17 protein-coding genes are annotated in these 18,169 nt (G+C 37.6%); all 17 read left to right on the top strand.

Features of this window, described 5'->3' with window-relative positions:
- The first annotated feature begins 42 nt into the window (after window positions 1-42).
- The 17 genes from smc to trmFO all read left to right on the top strand — a co-directional run bounded on the left by smc (window position 43) and on the right by trmFO (window position 18,128).
- The gene (gene smc / locus AC3WVZ_RS17775; protein ID WP_233935220.1) at window positions 43-3,612 is read left to right on the top strand and encodes a chromosome segregation protein SMC; all 3,570 of its coding nucleotides are present in this window, start codon (window positions 43-45) and stop codon (window positions 3,610-3,612) included.
- A 15-nt stretch (window positions 3,613-3,627) separates the two neighbouring features.
- Entirely contained in the window at window positions 3,628-4,617 is a 990-nt protein-coding gene (gene ftsY, locus AC3WVZ_RS17770; protein WP_000007655.1) for a signal recognition particle-docking protein FtsY, read from the top strand.
- Between the two features lie 133 nt (window positions 4,618-4,750).
- A complete protein-coding gene (locus tag AC3WVZ_RS17765) occupies window positions 4,751-5,083 on the top strand; it encodes a putative DNA-binding protein (RefSeq protein WP_000891062.1) in 333 nt (110 codons plus the stop codon).
- Window positions 5,084-5,095: 12 nt separating this feature from the next.
- Window positions 5,096-6,445, top strand: a complete 1,350-nt coding sequence (ffh, locus tag AC3WVZ_RS17760) for a signal recognition particle protein (RefSeq protein WP_233935219.1) — start codon at window positions 5,096-5,098, stop codon at window positions 6,443-6,445.
- 101 nt (window positions 6,446-6,546) lie between these two features.
- Complete coding sequence (rpsP, locus tag AC3WVZ_RS17755) at window positions 6,547-6,819, top strand: 30S ribosomal protein S16 (RefSeq protein WP_000268750.1); 273 nt, start codon at window positions 6,547-6,549, stop codon at window positions 6,817-6,819.
- 14 nt (window positions 6,820-6,833) lie between these two features.
- Entirely contained in the window at window positions 6,834-7,061 is a 228-nt protein-coding gene (locus tag AC3WVZ_RS17750) for a KH domain-containing protein (protein WP_000737401.1), read from the top strand.
- 121 nt (window positions 7,062-7,182) lie between these two features.
- Window positions 7,183-7,698 carry a ribosome maturation factor RimM gene (rimM, locus tag AC3WVZ_RS17745; protein WP_000170278.1) on the top strand — a complete coding sequence of 172 codons (516 nt, stop codon included), beginning with the start codon at window positions 7,183-7,185 and terminating at the stop codon, window positions 7,696-7,698.
- Window positions 7,698-8,432, top strand: a complete 735-nt coding sequence (trmD, locus tag AC3WVZ_RS17740) for a tRNA (guanosine(37)-N1)-methyltransferase TrmD (RefSeq protein ID WP_074047428.1) — start codon at window positions 7,698-7,700, stop codon at window positions 8,430-8,432. The genes rimM and trmD overlap by 1 nt, the downstream gene beginning before the upstream one ends.
- Before the next feature lie 146 nt (window positions 8,433-8,578).
- On the top strand, window positions 8,579-8,923 hold the full coding sequence (rplS, locus tag AC3WVZ_RS17735; protein WP_001186516.1) for a 50S ribosomal protein L19: 345 nt from the start codon (window positions 8,579-8,581) through the stop codon (window positions 8,921-8,923).
- A 101-nt stretch (window positions 8,924-9,024) separates the two neighbouring features.
- Window positions 9,025-9,576, top strand: a complete 552-nt coding sequence (lepB, locus tag AC3WVZ_RS17730) for a signal peptidase I (protein WP_000711853.1) — start codon at window positions 9,025-9,027, stop codon at window positions 9,574-9,576.
- A 20-nt stretch (window positions 9,577-9,596) separates the two neighbouring features.
- Window positions 9,597-10,487 (top strand): ribosome biogenesis GTPase YlqF, encoded by an 891-nt coding sequence (gene ylqF, locus AC3WVZ_RS17725; RefSeq protein WP_233935218.1) that lies wholly within the window; start codon window positions 9,597-9,599, stop codon window positions 10,485-10,487.
- Window positions 10,488-10,543: 56 nt separating this feature from the next.
- Window positions 10,544-11,317, top strand: coding sequence for a ribonuclease HII (rnhB, locus tag AC3WVZ_RS17720; RefSeq protein ID WP_001194265.1), 774 nt, complete (start codon window positions 10,544-10,546; stop codon window positions 11,315-11,317).
- Window positions 11,318-11,511: 194 nt separating this feature from the next.
- Window positions 11,512-12,672, top strand: coding sequence for an ADP-forming succinate--CoA ligase subunit beta (gene sucC, locus AC3WVZ_RS17715; RefSeq protein WP_001020791.1), 1,161 nt, complete (start codon window positions 11,512-11,514; stop codon window positions 12,670-12,672).
- 19 nt (window positions 12,673-12,691) lie between these two features.
- Entirely contained in the window at window positions 12,692-13,594 is a 903-nt protein-coding gene (gene sucD, locus AC3WVZ_RS17710; protein WP_000115178.1) for a succinate--CoA ligase subunit alpha, read from the top strand.
- An 88-nt stretch (window positions 13,595-13,682) separates the two neighbouring features.
- On the top strand, window positions 13,683-14,552 hold the full coding sequence (dprA, locus tag AC3WVZ_RS17705) for a DNA-processing protein DprA (RefSeq protein WP_000818060.1): 870 nt from the start codon (window positions 13,683-13,685) through the stop codon (window positions 14,550-14,552).
- 144 nt (window positions 14,553-14,696) lie between these two features.
- Complete coding sequence (topA, locus tag AC3WVZ_RS17700; RefSeq protein ID WP_001286963.1) at window positions 14,697-16,775, top strand: type I DNA topoisomerase; 2,079 nt, start codon at window positions 14,697-14,699, stop codon at window positions 16,773-16,775.
- Window positions 16,776-16,823: 48 nt separating this feature from the next.
- The gene (gene trmFO, locus AC3WVZ_RS17695) at window positions 16,824-18,128 is read left to right on the top strand and encodes an FADH(2)-oxidizing methylenetetrahydrofolate--tRNA-(uracil(54)-C(5))-methyltransferase TrmFO (RefSeq protein WP_000213003.1); all 1,305 of its coding nucleotides are present in this window, start codon (window positions 16,824-16,826) and stop codon (window positions 18,126-18,128) included.
- The last annotated feature ends 41 nt before the right edge of the window (window positions 18,129-18,169 follow it).

Here is an 18,169-nt window from a genome sequence, read left to right as displayed (position 1 = left end):
AGAGAACATTTATAACGACGGAGAATAGGAGGAAGGCCTTTCGTGTTTTTAAAAAGATTAGAAATAGCAGGGTTTAAGTCTTTTGCTGAGCGTGTATCTGTTGATTTTGTCCCAGGTGTAACTTCTGTAGTAGGACCTAATGGAAGCGGGAAAAGTAATATTACTGATGCAATTCGCTGGGTACTTGGTGAACAATCTGCAAAATCATTACGTGGTGCAAAGATGGAGGATATTATTTTTGCAGGCAGTGATACGAGGAGAGCGGTTAATGTTGCTGAAGTAACAATAACTTTAAATAATGAAGATCAACGTTTACCAATTGAATACAATGAGGTGTGTGTAACACGTCGTGTATCTCGTTCAGGTGATAGTGATTTTTATATTAATAAACAATCATGTAGATTGAAAGATATTATCGATTTATTTATGGACTCTGGTATGGGAAGAGAAGCTTTTTCAATTATTAGCCAGGGGAAAGTGGAAGAGATTTTAAGTAGTAAGTCAGAAGAGCGTCGAGGTGTATTTGAAGAAGCGGCAGGCGTGCTAAAATACAAACTTCGCAAAAAGAAAGCTGAAGGGAAATTAGCAGAAACACAAGAAAACTTAAATCGTGTACAAGATATAATTCATGAATTAAGTAGTCAAGTAGAACCTTTAGAAAGACAAGCTTCTATTGCGAAAGATTATCTTGAGAATAAAGAAGAATTAGAGAAAGTAGAAGCTGCGCTTATTGTCCATGAAATTGAAGAATTGCACGAGAAATGGGAAGCGCTTCGAAATCAGTTTGGGCATAATAAAAACGAAGAAGCTAAAATGTCAACGAATTTACAAAAAAGTGAAGAAGAGCTTGAGGAATTACGAGGACAATTACAAGCGGTAGATGAGTCTGTAGACTCGTTGCAAGAAGTACTTCTTCTTTCTAGTAAAGAGCTAGAAAAACTTGAAGGGCAGCGCGAGTTGTTAAAAGAGAGAAAGCAAAATGCTACGACGCATTGTGCGCAACTTGAGCAGTTAATTGTTGAATTAACAGAGAAAACTAAAAGTTACGATGGTGAGATTGAGTCAAGTACAGAAGCTTTAATGCAATTTGTGAATGAAGTAAAAGAGTTGGAGCAAAAATTGCATGATAATGAGCAACTGCTTGCTACTTTTGCTGACAATTTAGAGGAACAGATTGAGAATTTAAAAGGTGACTATATTGAGCTTTTAAATCAACAAGCTAGTCATCGTAATGAATTATCTATGATTGAAGAACAATCTAAACAGCAAACGTCTAAAAACGAGCGTCTAGATGAAGAGAATGCGAAATATGTAGAAATGCGTATGGAAATTACAGCGAAAAAGACGAAACTTGTAGAAAGTTACGAACAAGCGAAAGAAAAAGTAGCTGGCATTCTCTCAAACATACAGAAGACAGAGGCGGCGCTTGGGAAATGTAAGACGCAGTATAGTGAAAATGAAACAAAACTGTATCAAGCATATCAATTTGTGCAACAGGCACGTTCTCGAAAAGAAATGCTTGAAGAGATGCAAGAAGATTATTCTGGATTCTATCAAGGTGTACGTGAAGTATTGAAAGCTAGAGAAAATAGGTTGCAAGGTATCGAGGGTGCTGTTGCGGAACTGTTAACGGTACCGAAAGAATACGAAGTTGCAATGGAAATTGCTCTAGGTGCAGCGATGCAGCATATTGTTGTACAAACAGAGGAGCATGCTCGTAATGCGATAGCATTTTTAAAGCAAAATAAACATGGACGTGCAACGTTTTTACCGCAAGCTGTTATTAAAAGCAGGTCTTTATCATTTGAGCAATTACGCATTGCAAATCAACACCCATCGTTTGTAGGTGTGGCGGCAGAACTTGTGCAGTACAACAATAAATATGAAAATGTAGTTTCAAATTTATTAGGTACGGTTATTGTTGCGAAAGATTTACGCGGAGCAAATGAGTTGGCGAAACAACTGCAATACCGTTATCGCATTGTAACAATCGAAGGTGATGTAGTGAATCCTGGCGGTTCTATGACTGGTGGGGCGGTAAAGCAAGCGAAATCTTCTTTATTAGGACGCCAACGTGAACTGGAAGAGTGGACTCGCAAGTTAACTGATATGGAAGAAAAAACAATGAAGTTAGAAAACTTTGTTAAAGCAGTAAAACAAGAGATTCAAGAAAAAGAAGTGAAAATACGCGAACTAAGGCAAACTGTAGAAGTAGATCGTGTAGATGAGCAGAAATTAAGAGAAGAGATTAATCGTCTAGAATTAGAAGAACATCGTATTAATGATCGATTGTCTATTTATGATTTAGAGATTGAAGGGTTTTTACAAGATCGAGTAAAAATGCAAGGGCGTAAAGAGGAGTTAGAAGGGATTTTAACGAATCTTCAAGCTGATATCACTAAGTTAGATAGTAAAATTGTAGCTTTAACAAAACAAAAAAGTGAGCAACATTCTTCGAAAGAAAAAGTTCAAAAAGAAATGACGGAGTTAAAAGTGCTGGTAGCTGAAAAGCAACAACGCTTATTTAATCAAAAAGAAAAAGTTGAACGATTGACGAAGGAAAAAGAAGAAACGGATGCGACACTTGTAAAAACGAAAGAGGATTTAGCGTTCTTAAAACAAGAAATGACATCTAATTCAAGTGGTGAAGAGCAAATTACGAATATGATTGAGAAGAAAGCATATGATCGTAATCAAACTTCAGAATTAATTCGCTCTCGTCGTGAACAACGTGTATCGTTGCAAGAGAGGGTAGAACATTTAGAGCGCAATTTGAAAGAAACGACAGGTAAACATAAATATATTCTTGAAATGTTGAAAAATCAAGAAGTGAGAATAAATCGACTTGATGTAGAGTTGGAAAATAGATTACAACATTTACGTGAAACATATACGATTTCATTTGAAGCGGCAAAACTAAAATATACAATGACAATGCCTGCAGAAGATGCGCGTAAGAAAGTAAAATTAATCAAATTATCTATAGAAGAGTTAGGTACAGTGAACCTAGGGGCAATTGATGAATATGAACGTGTAGCGGAGCGTCATACATTCTTACTAGAGCAGAGAGACGACCTAGAAGAAGCGAAAGCGACATTGCACCAGCTTATTACCGAAATGGATGAAGAAATGAAAAAACGCTTTTCTACTACGTTTGAAGGCATTAGAATGGAGTTTCAATCGGTATTCTCTGAATTATTTGGAGGCGGTAGAGCGGATTTAGTAATGACTAATCCAGAGGATTTACTAAATACGGGTATTGATATTGTAGCACAACCGCCAGGGAAGAAACTGCAGAACTTAGGTTTACTTTCAGGTGGAGAGCGTGCTTTAACAGCAATTGCGCTTTTATTTGGTATTTTAAAAGTACGCCCAGTACCATTCTGTGTACTAGATGAGGTAGAGGCAGCCCTTGATGAGGCGAATGTAGCTCGTTTTGCACAGTATTTAAAGAAATTCAGTAATGAGACGCAGTTTATTGTAATTACACATAGAAAAGGTACAATGGAAGAGTCTGATGTGTTGTACGGTGTAACAATGCAAGAATCAGGGGTATCTAAACTTGTTTCGGTTCGTTTAGACGCCGGAGAAGAACTTATTGCAAGTGAATAGGAAGGATGGGAAAGTATGAGTTTTTTTAAAAAACTAAAAGAAAAAATTTCAAAACAAACGGATACAGTTACAGAGAAATTTAAACAAGGATTAGAAAAAACGAGAAATTCATTTGCGGATAAAGTGAATGATTTAGTTTATCGTTACCGTAAAGTGGACGAAGATTTTTTCGAAGAGTTAGAAGAAATCTTAATCGGTGCAGACGTTGGCGTTGCGACGGTAATGGAATTAATTGACCAATTGAAAGAAGAAGTACAACGTCGTAACATTCAAGATCCAAAAGAAGTACAAGCTGTTATTTCAGAAAAACTAGTAGGAATTTACAAAGGCGACAGCGATTTTAGTAACGAAATTAATATGCAAGAGGACCAATTAACGGTTGTTTTATTTGTTGGTGTTAATGGTGTAGGAAAAACGACGACAATTGGTAAACTGGCGCATAAGTTTAAATCAGAAGGTAAGTCAGTCCTATTAGCGGCAGGAGACACATTCCGTGCTGGAGCGATTGAACAATTAGAAGTATGGGGCGATCGCGTTGGTGTAGAAGTGATTAAACAAGGATCTGGATCTGATCCAGCGGCGGTTATGTATGACGCTGTACAAGCTGCGAAAGCACGTAAGGTAGATGTATTACTATGTGACACAGCAGGACGCTTGCAAAATAAAGTAAATTTAATGAAAGAATTAGAGAAGGTGAAGCGTGTAATTGAGCGTGAAGTACCAGGTGCTCCTCATGAAGTATTACTTGTTATTGATGCAACAACAGGACAAAACGGTTTAAGCCAAGCGAAAACATTCCGTGAAGCAACGAATGTAACTGGTATTGTTTTAACGAAGTTAGATGGAACTGCTAAAGGTGGTATTGTATTAGCGATTCGTAACGAAATGGATGTACCAGTGAAGTTTGTTGGATTAGGAGAGCAAATGGATGACTTGCAACAGTTTGATCCAGAACAATATGTGTATGGTTTATTTGCGAACTTAGTAGAAACAGAAGAAGTATAAGCGAAAGGAGCGGTATTTCCGCTTCTTTTTCTATAAAAAATATATGATGTTAAGAAAAAAACTTGACACTCTTTTGGACTACATGTAAACTAATTCATGTAAAGGGAAATCACTTAACAAAGGATGATCCAACATGCTCGAAAAAACAACGAGAATGAACTATTTATTTGATTTTTATCAATCGTTGTTAACGCAAAAACAAAGAAGTTATATGTCGCTTTATTATCTAGATGATTTATCTCTTGGTGAAATTGCGGAAGAATTTGATGTAAGTCGCCAAGCCGTGTATGATAACATTAAACGGACTGAAGCGATGCTTGAAGAATATGAAGAAAAATTAGTATTACTTCAAAAGTTTCAAGAGCGACAGCGACTTGTTGCAAAGCTAAAACAGCTAATCAGCGAAGAAGAGCATGTGAATGAAGAAATGAAACAAGTTGTTGAAGCTATCGAAAAATTAGATTAGGAGGGCGGCAATATGGCATTTGAAGGATTAGCCGACCGACTTCAACAGACAATGCAAAAAATCCGCGGCAAAGGAAAAGTTTCTGAAGCCGATGTGAAAGAAATGATGAGAGAAGTTCGTCTAGCTCTTTTAGAAGCAGATGTTAACTTTAAAGTAGTAAAAGATTTTGTGAAGCGTGTGTCTGAACGTGCTGTCGGACAAGGTGTAATGAAAAGTTTGACACCTGGACAACAAGTAATTAAAGTTGTACAGGAAGAACTTACAGAACTTATGGGCGGAGAGCAAAGCAAAATTGCTGTTGCTAATAAGCCACCGACTGTTATTATGATGGTTGGTCTGCAAGGTGCGGGTAAAACAACGACGACAGGTAAGCTTGCGAATTTGCTTCGTAAAAAGCATAACCGTAAACCGATGCTTGTTGCAGCGGATATTTACCGTCCAGCAGCGATTAAACAGCTTGAAACATTAGGGAAGCAATTGGACATGCCTGTATTCTCTTTAGGAGATCAAGTAAGTCCTGTTGAAATTGCGAAACAAGCGATTGCAAAAGCAAAAGAAGATCATCACGATTATGTTTTAATCGATACAGCGGGTCGCCTGCATATTGATGAAGAACTAATGGATGAATTAGCGAAAGTTAAAGAAGTTGCGAAACCGGATGAAATTTTCCTTGTTGTCGATGCGATGACGGGACAAGACGCGGTAAATGTTGCGCAAAGTTTCCATGAACAGTTAGGTTTAACAGGTGTTGTATTAACGAAATTAGATGGTGATACGCGCGGTGGTGCTGCATTATCTATTAAGGCTGTAACAAACACGCCGATTAAATTTGCTGGTATGGGTGAAAAACTAGATGCAATTGAAGCGTTCCATCCAGAGCGTATGGCATCCCGTATTTTAGGGATGGGCGATGTCTTAACATTGATTGAAAAAGCGCAAGCTACAGTTGATGAAGAGAAAGCGAAAGAACTTGAGCAAAAAATGCGTACGCTTTCGTTTACGCTTGACGATTTCCTAGAACAACTTGGACAAGTGCGTCAACTTGGGCCGCTTGATGAATTGTTAGGAATGCTTCCTGGTGCAAATAAAATTAAAGGGCTGAAAAATGCACAAGTTGATGAAAAACAAATTGGGCATATTGAGGCAATTATTCGTTCTATGACTAAATTAGAACGAGAACAACCGGAAATAATCAATGCTAGTCGCAAAAAGCGCATTGCCAAAGGTAGCGGTACAACTGTACAAGAAATCAATCGTCTAATTAAACAATTCGATGACATGAAAAAAATGATGAAGACGATGACGGGAATGCAAAAAGGTAAGAAAAAAGGACTAGGTGGATTGAAGTTTCCATTCATGTAAGGAAAAAAAGATGGCTCTGTTAAGAAAAAATACTTTACAAAGCAATAGTCTTTTTGCTAATATAATTATCTGTGTGAAATAAATTCGGAGGTGCTTTATAAATGGCAGTTAAAATTCGTTTAAAACGTATGGGAGCTAAAAAAACTCCTTTCTATCGTGTAGTTGTTGCAGATTCTCGTTCTCCTCGTGACGGACGTTTCATTGAGGAAATCGGAACTTACAATCCAGTTGCTCAACCAGCTGAAGTTAAGATCAACGAAGAAGCAGCATTAAAATGGTTAGGAAATGGTGCTAAACCATCTGATACAGTTCGTAACTTATTCTCTAACCAAGGTATCATGGAGAAATTCCACTTATCTAAACAAGGTAAGTAATTGAGGCAATGACTATGAAGAAGTTAGTCGAGACGATTGTCAAGCCTCTTGTCGATTATCCTGAAGATGTAAAAGTTACACAGGAACTTTGCAACGGAGAGATAAAGTATCGATTAACTGTACATCCTGAGGATGTTGGAAAAGTCATTGGAAAGCAAGGGAGAGTTGCGAAAGCGATTCGAATGCTCTTGTATTCAGTGGGACATCATAATGATGAAAAAGTAACACTGGAAATTCAATAAACGTAAAAAAGGGCGAGGAGTTATTCCTCTCCCTTTTTTAACATTTAAATAGAGAGTGCATGTTCCATCTGTGAAATGGAGATGCTTAATTTATATAGAAACCAGGGGTGACATACTATTTATGACAAAATGGTTTAACGTAGGGAAAATTGTAAATACTCATGGCGTAAGAGGAGAAATCCGTGTTATTTCTCGTACTGATTTTCCAGAAGAGCGATATAAAGTAGGAAACACGTTATACATATCGAATGAGAAAGGCACAGACTACCTTCCGGTGAAGGTAACTTCTCATCGCCAACATAAGACATTCGATTTATTAACATTTGAAGGATATAACAATGTAGATGAAGTAGAGAAGTTTAAAGGTTCTTTAATAAAAGTACCAGAAGAGCAGTTAGGTGAACTTGCTGAAGGTGAATACTACTATCATGAAATTATTGGTTGCAGTGTTGTAACGGAAGAAGGAGAAGCGCTAGGGACAATCAAAGAGATTCTATCTCCTGGTGCAAATGATGTTTGGGTAATTAAACGCCCGAAGGGTCAAGATCTCTTAATTCCTTATATCGATGACGTTGTACTTCAAGTTAATATTGAAAATAAATTAGTAACCATTCATGTAATGGAAGGGCTGCTATAATGAAAATTGATATTTTAACGTTGTTCCCAGACATGTTTACCGGTGTATTTGGATCTTCTATATTAAAGAAGGCACAAGAAAAAGAAGCGGTAAACCTTCGTGTTGTTAACTTTCGTGATTATACAACAAGTAAGCATAATAGTGTAGACGATTATCCTTACGGCGGAGGAGCTGGTATGGTGCTTACTCCTCAGCCTATTTTTGATGCTGTAGAAGATTTGACGAAAGAGACAGAGCGTAAGCCTAGAGTTGTCTTAATGTGTCCGCAGGGCGAAAGATTTACGCAGAAGAAAGCGGAAGAGCTTGCAGGGGAAGAACATTTGATCTTCGTATGTGGGCATTATGAAGGGTATGACGAACGAATTCGTGAGCATCTCGTAACGGATGAGATTTCTATTGGTGACTATGTATTAACGGGCGGAGAATTAGCCTCTATGGTTATTACTGATAGTGTTGTACGTCTCTTGCCAGGTGTGCTAGGAAATCATGCTTCACAAGTAGAGGATTCGTTTAGTACAGGTTTATTAGAGCATCCTCATTATACACGTCCGGCTGATTTTCGTGGTATGAAGGTACCGAATGTATTAATGTCAGGGAATCATAAAAACATTGATGAATGGCGACATAAGGAATCTTTGCGTCGAACGTATACGCGTAGACCGGATTTGTTAGATGAGAGAGAGTTATCTAAACAAGAGAAAAAATGGCTTGAGGAAATAAAGCGAGAGCAGTAATAACTTCATATATTTGCTATTGCAACAGGCCTAGTAATATGCTATTATAACATTTGTGCTACTGAAATCAGTAGCCGTATTAACGATGTTCCGCTGTAATTTATTAAGACTTTATAAGAGCATCTGTTTAAAGGAGAGAATTTAATATGCAACAATTAATCGCAGAAATTACAAAAGGCCAATTAAAAACTGACCTTCCTTCATTCCGTCCTGGTGACACTTTACGTGTACACGTAAAAGTTGTTGAGGGAACTCGTGAAAGAATTCAGCTTTTCGAAGGTGTTGTAATTAAGCGTCGTGGTGGTGGAATCAGTGAAACATTCACAGTTCGTAAGATTTCTTACGGTGTAGGTGTTGAGCGTACATTCCCAGTTCACACGCCAAGAATCGCGAAAATCGAAGTACTTCGCCGTGGTAAAGTACGTCGTGCTAAGTTATACTACTTACGTAACCTTCGCGGTAAAAAAGCACGTATTAAAGAAATTCGATAAGACATGTATGGGAGCTTGTAAATGCACAAGCTCCCTTTTTCCAATCTATATGAAATTTTGGTATAATACGAGCAGTTTACATAACCGTGGAGGGGAAATGCATGAAAAAAGAGAAGAGTTCACTTTGGGAATGGATTAAGGCAATTTTGATTGCTGTTGTATTAGCTGGTGTTATTAGACAGTTTTTCTTTGCGCCAATTCTCGTAGACGGGGTATCAATGGCACCTACTTTACATGATCGTGATCGAATGATTGTGAATAAAATTGGTTATCACATTGGAGATCCAAAACGCTTTGATATTATCGTATTTCGAGCAACAGAAGATAAAGATTACATTAAGCGCATTATAGGCCTGCCAGGCGATGAAATAGAGTATCGTAATGATAAACTGTATGTTAACGGAAAGGCTTATGAGGAGCCGTATTTAGACAAGCAGAAAAAGCAAATTGCTGACGGACCGCTTACATATGATTTTAATCTTGAAGAAATGACAGGCAAGAAAACCGTTCCAAAAGATCAATTATTTGTTTTAGGTGATAATCGTCGTTTTAGTAAAGATAGCCGTTCAATCGGTACGATTTCAATGGATCAAGTAATTGGTAAAGCTAATATGTTATATTGGCCGTTAGAAGACGCACGTATTGTGAAATAAATGAAAAAGAAGGTGGCAACATGGTAATTCAATGGTTTCCAGGGCATATGGCGAAGGCTAGACGCCAAGTAACGGAGAAATTAAAATTAATTGATGTTGTAATTGAACTTGTAGATGCTCGATTACCATTATCATCTCGAAACCCAATGATTGATGAAATCATTACACATAAGCCAAGGCTTGTTGTTTTAAATAAAGCGGATATGGCGGATGATCGTTTAACAAAACAATGGATTGCATATTTTAAAGAAAAAGGCCATATGGCAATTTCGATTAACGCGCAAGCTGGACAAGGTATGAAGGAAATTGCAGCAGCTTGTAAAGTGCTTGTTAAAGAAAAATTTGATAAAATGGTTGCAAAAGGTATTAGACCGAGAGTGATTCGTGCATTAATTGTAGGTATACCAAATGTTGGTAAATCTACATTGATTAATAAATTGGCAAAGAAAAATATTGCTAAAACAGGAGATCGTCCAGGTGTGACAACAGCTCAACAATGGATTAAAGTTGGGAAGGAAATGGAATTGTTAGATACACCAGGTATTCTGTGGCCTAAATTTGAAGATCAATTAGTGGGTCTTCGTTTAGCGACAACGGGTGCAATTAAAGATTCAATTTTAAATTTACAAGATGTAGCTGTTTACGCATTACGTTTTATGGAGAAACATTATCCAGAACGCTTGAAAGAACGCTATAATTTAAATGAGATTCCAGAAGATATTGTGGAATTATTCGATGCAATTGGAAAAAATAGAGGCTGCTTAATGGGCGGCGGAATGATTGATTATGATAAGACATCTGAGCTTGTGCTTCGTGAGCTTCGTGGTGGCAAACTTGGAAAAATGACGTTTGAAACACCGGAAGAGTTTGGAGAGCAAGTGGAAGATGTGGAAAAAATAGAAGAAGTATAAGACGTGCGTTTGTGCGTCTTTTCTTTTTGGATATGTTTAAAAAGGAGCTTGTATAAATGCAAACTATGACGATAAAAGAAGCGGAAAATGTATTGAAAGAAATTATGAATGAAGAAGATGATCGCTTTCAACTGTTAATGAAAGATGATCGAAAAGGTGTTCAAAAGCTCGTTTTGAAGTGGTATAAACAAAAAGAGTTAGAACAGAAAGAAAAAGAGAAGTTTTTTGAAATGTCCAAGTATGAAAATGCTTTGCGTGAAAAAGGGGTCACATATATCGCGGGTATTGATGAAGTAGGGCGCGGGCCATTGGCTGGGCCTGTTGTGACGGCAGCTGTCGTTCTTCCTGAGGATTTTTATATTCCAGGGTTAAATGACTCGAAAAAGTTGAGTGAAGCGAAACGTGAGCGTTTTTATGATGAAATAAAAGTACAAGCAATTGCAATTGGAGTAGGAATTGTATCACCGCAAGTTATTGATGACATTAATATTTACCAAGCAACGAAACAAGCGATGTTAGATGCAGTTGCAAATTTATCTTGTACACCTCAACATTTATTAATTGATGCGATGAAGCTTCCTACACCAATTCCGCAAACATCAATTATTAAAGGTGATGCGAAAAGTGTTTCGATTTCAGCAGCATCCATTATAGCAAAAGTAACGAGAGATCGTATGATGAAAGAACTGGGAGAGAAGTATCCTGAATATGGATTTGAGCAACATATGGGATATGGCACAAAGCAACATTTAGAGGCAATTGAAGTGCATGGAGTACTAGATGAACACCGCAAGTCATTCGCACCAATTAAAGATATGATTCAAAAATAAGCTGTAAATATACAGCTTATTTTTTTATTTTGGCATATAAACATTACTATTTTCGAAAAAGAATAAAGCGATTTCAGTTTTCTGACACTTTATTGTAGACAGCGTGCCAATCATCTTATACAATGGCAATGTAATGTTTTTTAAACATTAAAAAACTTTTCGAGTAAAACAGGAAAACAGGGGAGGATGGGACCATGAATATCCATGAGTACCAAGGTAAGGCAGTCCTTAGAAGCTATGGGGTTAGCGTTCCGAACGGGAAGGTTGCGTTTACAGTAGAAGAAGCTGTAGAAGCAGCGAAAGAATTAGGAACAGATGTATGTGTAGTGAAAGCACAAATTCACGCTGGTGGACGCGGCAAAGCTGGCGGAGTAAAAGTTGCGAAAAATTTAGATGAAGTTCGTACATATGCAGAAAGCATTTTAGGAACTACACTTGTGACACATCAAACAGGTCCTGAAGGTAAGGAAGTAAAACGCTTACTTATCGAAGAAGGTTGCGATATTAAAAAAGAATATTATGTAGGTCTAGTTTTAGATCGTGCAACTTCTCAAGTTGTTTTAATGGCGTCTGAAGAAGGCGGAACAGAAATTGAAGAAGTGGCAGAAAAAACACCTGAAAAAATCTTTAAAGAATATATTGATCCAGCAGTAGGCTTGCAAGGTTTCCAAGCGCGCCGAATTGCATTTAACATCAATATTCCAAAAGAGCTTGTAGGACAAGCTGTGAAGTTTATGATGGGCTTATATCGTGCGTTTATCGAAAAAGATTGCTCTATCGCTGAGATTAACCCACTTGTTACAACAGGCGAAGGTAAAGTTATGGCATTAGATGCAAAATTAAACTTTGATTCTAATGCGTTATATCGCCATAAAGACATTTTAGAGCTTCGTGATCTTGATGAAGAGGATTCAAAAGAAATTGAAGCTTCAAAATACGACTTAAACTACATTCCTTTAGATGGAAATATCGGTTGTATGGTTAATGGTGCAGGTTTAGCGATGGCTACAATGGATATCATTAAACATTACCACGGTGACCCAGCTAACTTCTTAGATGTTGGTGGCGGTGCAACTGCAGAAAAAGTTACAGAAGCATTCAAAATTATCCTTTCTGACAAAAATGTAAAAGGTATCTTCGTTAACATTTTTGGTGGCATTATGAAGTGTGATGTTATTGCAGAAGGTGTTATTGAAGCAACGAAACAAGTAGGTCTTGAGTTACCTTTAGTTGTACGTCTTGAAGGCACAAACGTAGAACTAGGTAAGAAAATTTTAAATGAGTCTGGCTTAAATATTGTTGCAGCAGAATCTATGGCAGACGGTGCACAAAAAATTGTTTCACTAGTGGGCTAATAGAAAGCGGGGGAGAAAAATGAGCGTATTAGTTAATAAAGATACAAAAGTTATTGTTCAAGGTATTACAGGTTCTCAAGGTTTATTCCATACAAAACAAATGATTGAATACGGTACGAAAATTGTCGGTGGTGTAACACCAGGTAAGGGCGGCACTGATATTGAAGGTGTACCAGTATTTGATACAGTAGAAGATGCAGTGAAAGCAACAGGCGCAAACGCTTCAGTTGTATACGTTCCACCCGCTTTTGCGGCAGATGCAATTATGGAAGCTGTTGATGCAGAAATTGATTTAGTAGTATGTATTACTGAAGGGATTCCTGTATTAGATATGGTAAACGTAAAGAGATATATGGCGGGTAAACATACACGTTTACTTGGACCAAACTGCCCAGGTGTAATCACACCAGATGAATGTAAGATTGGTATTATGCCAGGATATATTCATAAAAAAGGTCATGTTGGTATCGTATCTCGCTCTGGTACATTAACTTATGAAGCTGTACATCAGTTAACACAAGAAGGTATTGGCCAATCTACTGCTGTAGGTATCGGCGGAGACCCTGTTAACGGTACAGACTTTATTGATGCGTTAAAAGCATTTAATGAAGATGAAGAAACACATGCTGTAATTATGATTGGTGAAATCGGCGGTACAGCAGAAGAAGAGGCAGCTGAATGGGTAAAAGCTAATATGACAAAACCTGTCGTAGGCTTCATTGGTGGTCAAACAGCGCCTGCTGGCAAACGTATGGGCCATGCTGGTGCAATCATTTCTGGCGGTAAAGGAACTGCTGCTGAAAAGATTAAAACAATGGAAGCTTGTGGCATTAAAGTAGCTGAAACTCCAGCAGTTATGGGAGAAACGCTAATCTCTGTTTTAAAAGAAAAAGGTTTATTTGAGACTTGTAAAAACTATTAATCTGTTGAAAGACACCTTCTTACTTGAGGGTGTCTTTTTACACTTTTTTCTGTTTACATAATAAAAATTATGGGTAAGGAGAATCAAGATGAAAAGAGAGAGATTATTACATGTTCATTACTTGCTAGCAGATTATTGGAAAGCGATGGAGAGGCTACTATATGTCGATCCAGAATTAAAGAACATATATAATTTTAACGAAAAACAAATGGAACACTACACTGGAATATCCTCGAAAAAATCTTCAGAACTAGTAAAATTTCTTCAAAATTCAAATCTTCCGCAATATATATCTTATTTAGAGAGAAATCGTATTTTTTATATAACGATATGGGATGAAGATTATCCGCAATTATTACGTGAAATACAAGACCCTCCCTTCGTTTTATATGGAAAAGGAGAGAAAGATTTCCTGAATAAAGTAAATAAATTAGCAGTTGTTGGAACGAGAGAACCATCATTATATGGTTATGAGAGTTTGAAGTTTATTTTACACCCTTTATTAGAAAGAGAGTGGCTTATTGTCAGTGGGTTTGCAAAAGGGATAGATACAATGTCTCATGAGATTACAGTAAGGCATCATTGCCCGACTATTGCGATATTAGGGCATGGATTGTCTTTTATGTATCCGAAAGAAAATAGACATTTATATGAAATGTGGAAGGAATATATATTGTTATTGACAGAGTATCCGCCGCACTATGCACCGAAAAAATGGTATTTTCCAAAAAGGAACCGGATTATTAGTGGTATAAGTAAAGGTGTTTTAGTTGTAGAAGCGAAATCGAGAAGTGGAACACTTATTACTGCAGACCTTGCGTTAGAGCAAAATAGAGAGGTGTTTGCGCTTCCTGGACCTATATTTGTAGAGGGGGCATCGGGAACGAATCATCTTATTCAGCAAGGAGCAAAACTAGTAAGAAATGCAGAAGATATCTTGGAAGAGATTTTAAATTAACCTTATATTTTTATGTTTTTATTAAACAATTATTGACAAATGGTAGATTGGCACTGTATGGTATATTCATTCTTGATTGACAAAAACAAGAGAAATCAATAAGATTAATGAAGACTTGAATCCACCTCTTAAGGAGGCACTAGCATGTCAGATTACCTCGTAATCGTGGAGTCGCCTTCTAAGGCGAAGACCATTGAGAAATATTTAGGGAAAAAATACAAAGTTGTCGCGTCTATGGGACATGTTCGCGATTTGCCAAAAAGTCAAATGGGGATAGAAGTAAAGAACAACTTCACCCCGAAGTATATTACCATTCGTGGTAAAGGTCCCGTCTTAAAAGATTTAAAATCAGCGGCGAAAAAAGCAAAGAAAGTCTATCTCGCGGCCGATCCAGACCGTGAAGGGGAAGCGATTGCTTGGCATTTAGCGAATACGTTAAATGTGGACGTTGAATCAGATTGTCGGGTTGTGTTTAATGAGATTACGAAAGATGCAATCAAAGAATCATTTAAACATCCTCGTGCAATTAATATGGATTTAGTGGATGCACAACAAGCAAGACGTATACTTGATCGTCTTGTTGGTTACAATATTAGTCCTTTATTATGGAAGAAAGTAAAAAAAGGATTAAGTGCAGGGCGTGTACAATCTGTAGCAGTTCGTTTAATCATCGAGCGTGAAAGGGAAATTCAAAACTTTGAACCTGAAGAATTCTGGACAATTAAAACAGAATTTGTAAAAGGAAAAGACACATTTGAAGCAAGCTTTTACGGTGTAGATGGTGAAAAAGTTCAATTAACAAATGAAACGCAAGTGAATGAAATAATTGAACAGATGAAAGACAATGCGTTTTCAGTTGAAAATGTAACGCGCAAAGAGCGAAAACGTAATCCTGCATTACCGTTTACAACATCTTCCTTGCAACAAGAAGCAGCACGTAAGTTAAACATGCGAGCAAAGAAAACAATGATGCTTGCACAGCAATTGTATGAAGGGATAGATCTTGGAAAACAAGGAACTGTAGGTCTTATTACGTATATGAGAACTGATTCAACACGTATCTCAGAAACAGCTCAAACAGAGGCTCGTACTTACATCACTGAAGCGTATGGTACGGAATACATAGGAACAGAAAAGAAGAAAGAAACGAAAAAGTCAAATGCACAAGATGCGCATGAGGCAATTCGTCCTACTTCAGTAATGAGAAAGCCAGAGGAACTAAAAAGTTTCTTAGGTCGTGATCAACTTCGATTATATAAATTGATTTGGGAGCGATTTGTTGCAAGTCAAATGGCGTCTGCTATAATGGATACTGTGACAGCGAGACTCATTAATAACAATGTTCAGTTCCGTGCAAGTGGATCGGTTGTAAAGTTCCCAGGATTTATGAAAGTGTATGTAGAGTCAAAAGATGATGGTGCTGAAGAAAAGGATAAGATGTTGCCACCTTTAGAAGTAGGGGAAACTGTATTTTCAAAGGATTTAGAACCAAAGCAACATTTTACACAACCTCCTCCGCGCTATACAGAGGCTCGCCTAGTAAGAACACTTGAAGAACTTGGAATTGGAAGACCGTCAACATATGTACCTACACTTGAAACAATTCAAAAGCGTGGGTATGTAGGTTTGGATAATAAACGCTTCGTTCCGACTGAACTTGGTGAAATAGTAATTGAACTTATTTTAGAGTTTTTCCCAGAAATTATTAACATTGAATTTACTGCCAATATGGAGCAAAGCCTTGATGAAGTAGAAGAAGGAAATGCGAATTGGGTAAAAATTGTTGATGATTTCTACGTAGGTTTTGAACCGCGTTTAGAAAAAGCGGAAAAAGAAATGCGTGAAGTGGAAATTAAAGATGAACCAGCTGGGGAAGATTGTGAATTATGTAATCACCCAATGGTCTTTAAAATGGGTAAATACGGGAAATTTATGGCTTGCTCGAATTTCCCAGATTGTCGTAATACAAAGCCGATTGTGAAAGAAATCGGTGTTACTTGTCCAAAGTGTGATAAGGGTCAAATTATTGAACGCCGTAGTAATAAAAAGAAACGTCTTTTCTATGGGTGCGGTACGTATCCGGAATGCGACTTTGTATCTTGGGATAAGCCAATTGGTCGTAAGTGTCCGAAGTGCGAAGGCATGCTTGTAGAGAAAAAGTTGAAAAAAGGCGTGCAAGTACAATGTATTTCGTGCGATTATGAAGAAGAACAACAAATGTGAGCGTAACTGCTCACATTTTTTTCGGGAAGAAAAGGAAAGGTGATATAAATGACAACACAAGTAGTAAACGTCATTGGCGCAGGTCTTGCAGGAAGTGAAGCAGCTTACCAAATTGCAAAACGTGGTGTCCAAGTTAGATTATATGAAATGAGACCGGTAAGGCAAACGCCAGCTCATCACACAGATAAATTCGCTGAATTAGTATGTAGTAACTCACTTCGTGCAAACACTTTAACAAATGCAGTTGGAGTTATTAAAGAGGAAATGCGCTTAATGGATTCTGTAATTATTCGTGCGGCGGATGAGTGCTCTGTACCAGCTGGAGGTGCTTTAGCTGTAGATCGTCATGAGTTCGCAGCTAAAGTAACAGAATACGTAAAGAACCATCCAAATGTAACTGTAATGAATGAAGAAATTACAGATATTCCAGAGGGACCGACAATTATTGCTACAGGTCCATTAACATCTCCTGATCTTTCTGCAAAATTGAAAGAATTAACAGGAGAAGATTATTTCTACTTCTATGATGCTGCAGCCCCAATCGTAGAAAAAGACAGCATTGACATGAATAAAGTGTATTTAAAATCGCGTTATGACAAAGGTGAAGCTGCATATTTAAATTGCCCAATGACAGAAGAAGAGTTTGATCGTTTTTATGAGGCTCTAATTGCTGCTGAGACAGTGCCTTTAAAAGAGTTTGAAAAAGAAATTTTCTTTGAAGGTTGTATGCCAGTAGAAGTTATGGCAAGTAGAGGGAGACAGACGTTAGTATTTGGACCTATGAAACCTGTTGGATTGGAAGATCCCAAAACAGGGAAAACGCCATATGCTGTTGTTCAGTTACGTCAAGATGATGCAGCGGGAACTTTATACAATATCGTAGGTTTCCAAACTCATTTAAAGTGGGGACCGCAAAAAGAAGTGCTACAGTTAATTCCGGGATTGGAAAATGCAGAGATTGTACGTTATGGTGTAATGCATCGTAATACGTTTATTAATTCACCTAATTTGCTTCGTCCAACATATCAATATAAACAACGTGATGATTTATTCTTCGCTGGTCAAATGACTGGAGTAGAGGGATATGTTGAATCAGCAGCATCAGGATTATTAGCAGGAATTAATGCTGCGCGTCTTGTGCAAGGTGAAGAGCCAGTTGTATTACCGCCAGTAACTGCGATGGGTAGCATGGCAAATTACATTACGGCAACGAACGCTAAAAACTTCCAGCCGATGAATGCGAACTTCGGTCTATTTGCACCGTTAGAGAAGAAGATTAAAAAGAAAGTAGAACGAAATGAAGCGTACGCAGCACGCGCTTTAGAAACGATTCGAAATTTTGTAAATATTTAGTTAAATTTCTTGCAAAGGCTACTCAGTTGTGATACGATTTA

This window comes from Bacillus sp. CPT56D-587-MTF (assembly GCF_058792335.1).
This window is presented reverse-complemented; position numbering and strand designations above follow the sequence as displayed.

Coding starts and splice junctions, on each gene's coding strand:
- ffh (WP_233935219.1), top strand. CDS start 5,096: ATGGCATTTGAAGGATTAGCCGACCGACTTCAACAGACAATGCAAAAA.
- rplS (WP_001186516.1), top strand. CDS start 8,579: ATGCAACAATTAATCGCAGAAATTACAAAAGGCCAATTAAAAACTGAC.
- ylqF (WP_233935218.1), top strand. CDS start 9,597: ATGGTAATTCAATGGTTTCCAGGGCATATGGCGAAGGCTAGACGCCAA.
- dprA (WP_000818060.1), top strand. CDS start 13,683: ATGAAAAGAGAGAGATTATTACATGTTCATTACTTGCTAGCAGATTAT.
- sucC (WP_001020791.1), top strand. CDS start 11,512: ATGAATATCCATGAGTACCAAGGTAAGGCAGTCCTTAGAAGCTATGGG.
- lepB (WP_000711853.1), top strand. CDS start 9,025: ATGAAAAAAGAGAAGAGTTCACTTTGGGAATGGATTAAGGCAATTTTG.
- sucD (WP_000115178.1), top strand. CDS start 12,692: ATGAGCGTATTAGTTAATAAAGATACAAAAGTTATTGTTCAAGGTATT.
- topA (WP_001286963.1), top strand. CDS start 14,697: ATGTCAGATTACCTCGTAATCGTGGAGTCGCCTTCTAAGGCGAAGACC.
- ftsY (WP_000007655.1), top strand. CDS start 3,628: ATGAGTTTTTTTAAAAAACTAAAAGAAAAAATTTCAAAACAAACGGAT.
- AC3WVZ_RS17765 (WP_000891062.1), top strand. CDS start 4,751: ATGCTCGAAAAAACAACGAGAATGAACTATTTATTTGATTTTTATCAA.
- trmD (WP_074047428.1), top strand. CDS start 7,698: ATGAAAATTGATATTTTAACGTTGTTCCCAGACATGTTTACCGGTGTA.
- trmFO (WP_000213003.1), top strand. CDS start 16,824: ATGACAACACAAGTAGTAAACGTCATTGGCGCAGGTCTTGCAGGAAGT.
- rpsP (WP_000268750.1), top strand. CDS start 6,547: ATGGCAGTTAAAATTCGTTTAAAACGTATGGGAGCTAAAAAAACTCCT.
- AC3WVZ_RS17750 (WP_000737401.1), top strand. CDS start 6,834: ATGAAGAAGTTAGTCGAGACGATTGTCAAGCCTCTTGTCGATTATCCT.
- rimM (WP_000170278.1), top strand. CDS start 7,183: ATGACAAAATGGTTTAACGTAGGGAAAATTGTAAATACTCATGGCGTA.
- rnhB (WP_001194265.1), top strand. CDS start 10,544: ATGCAAACTATGACGATAAAAGAAGCGGAAAATGTATTGAAAGAAATT.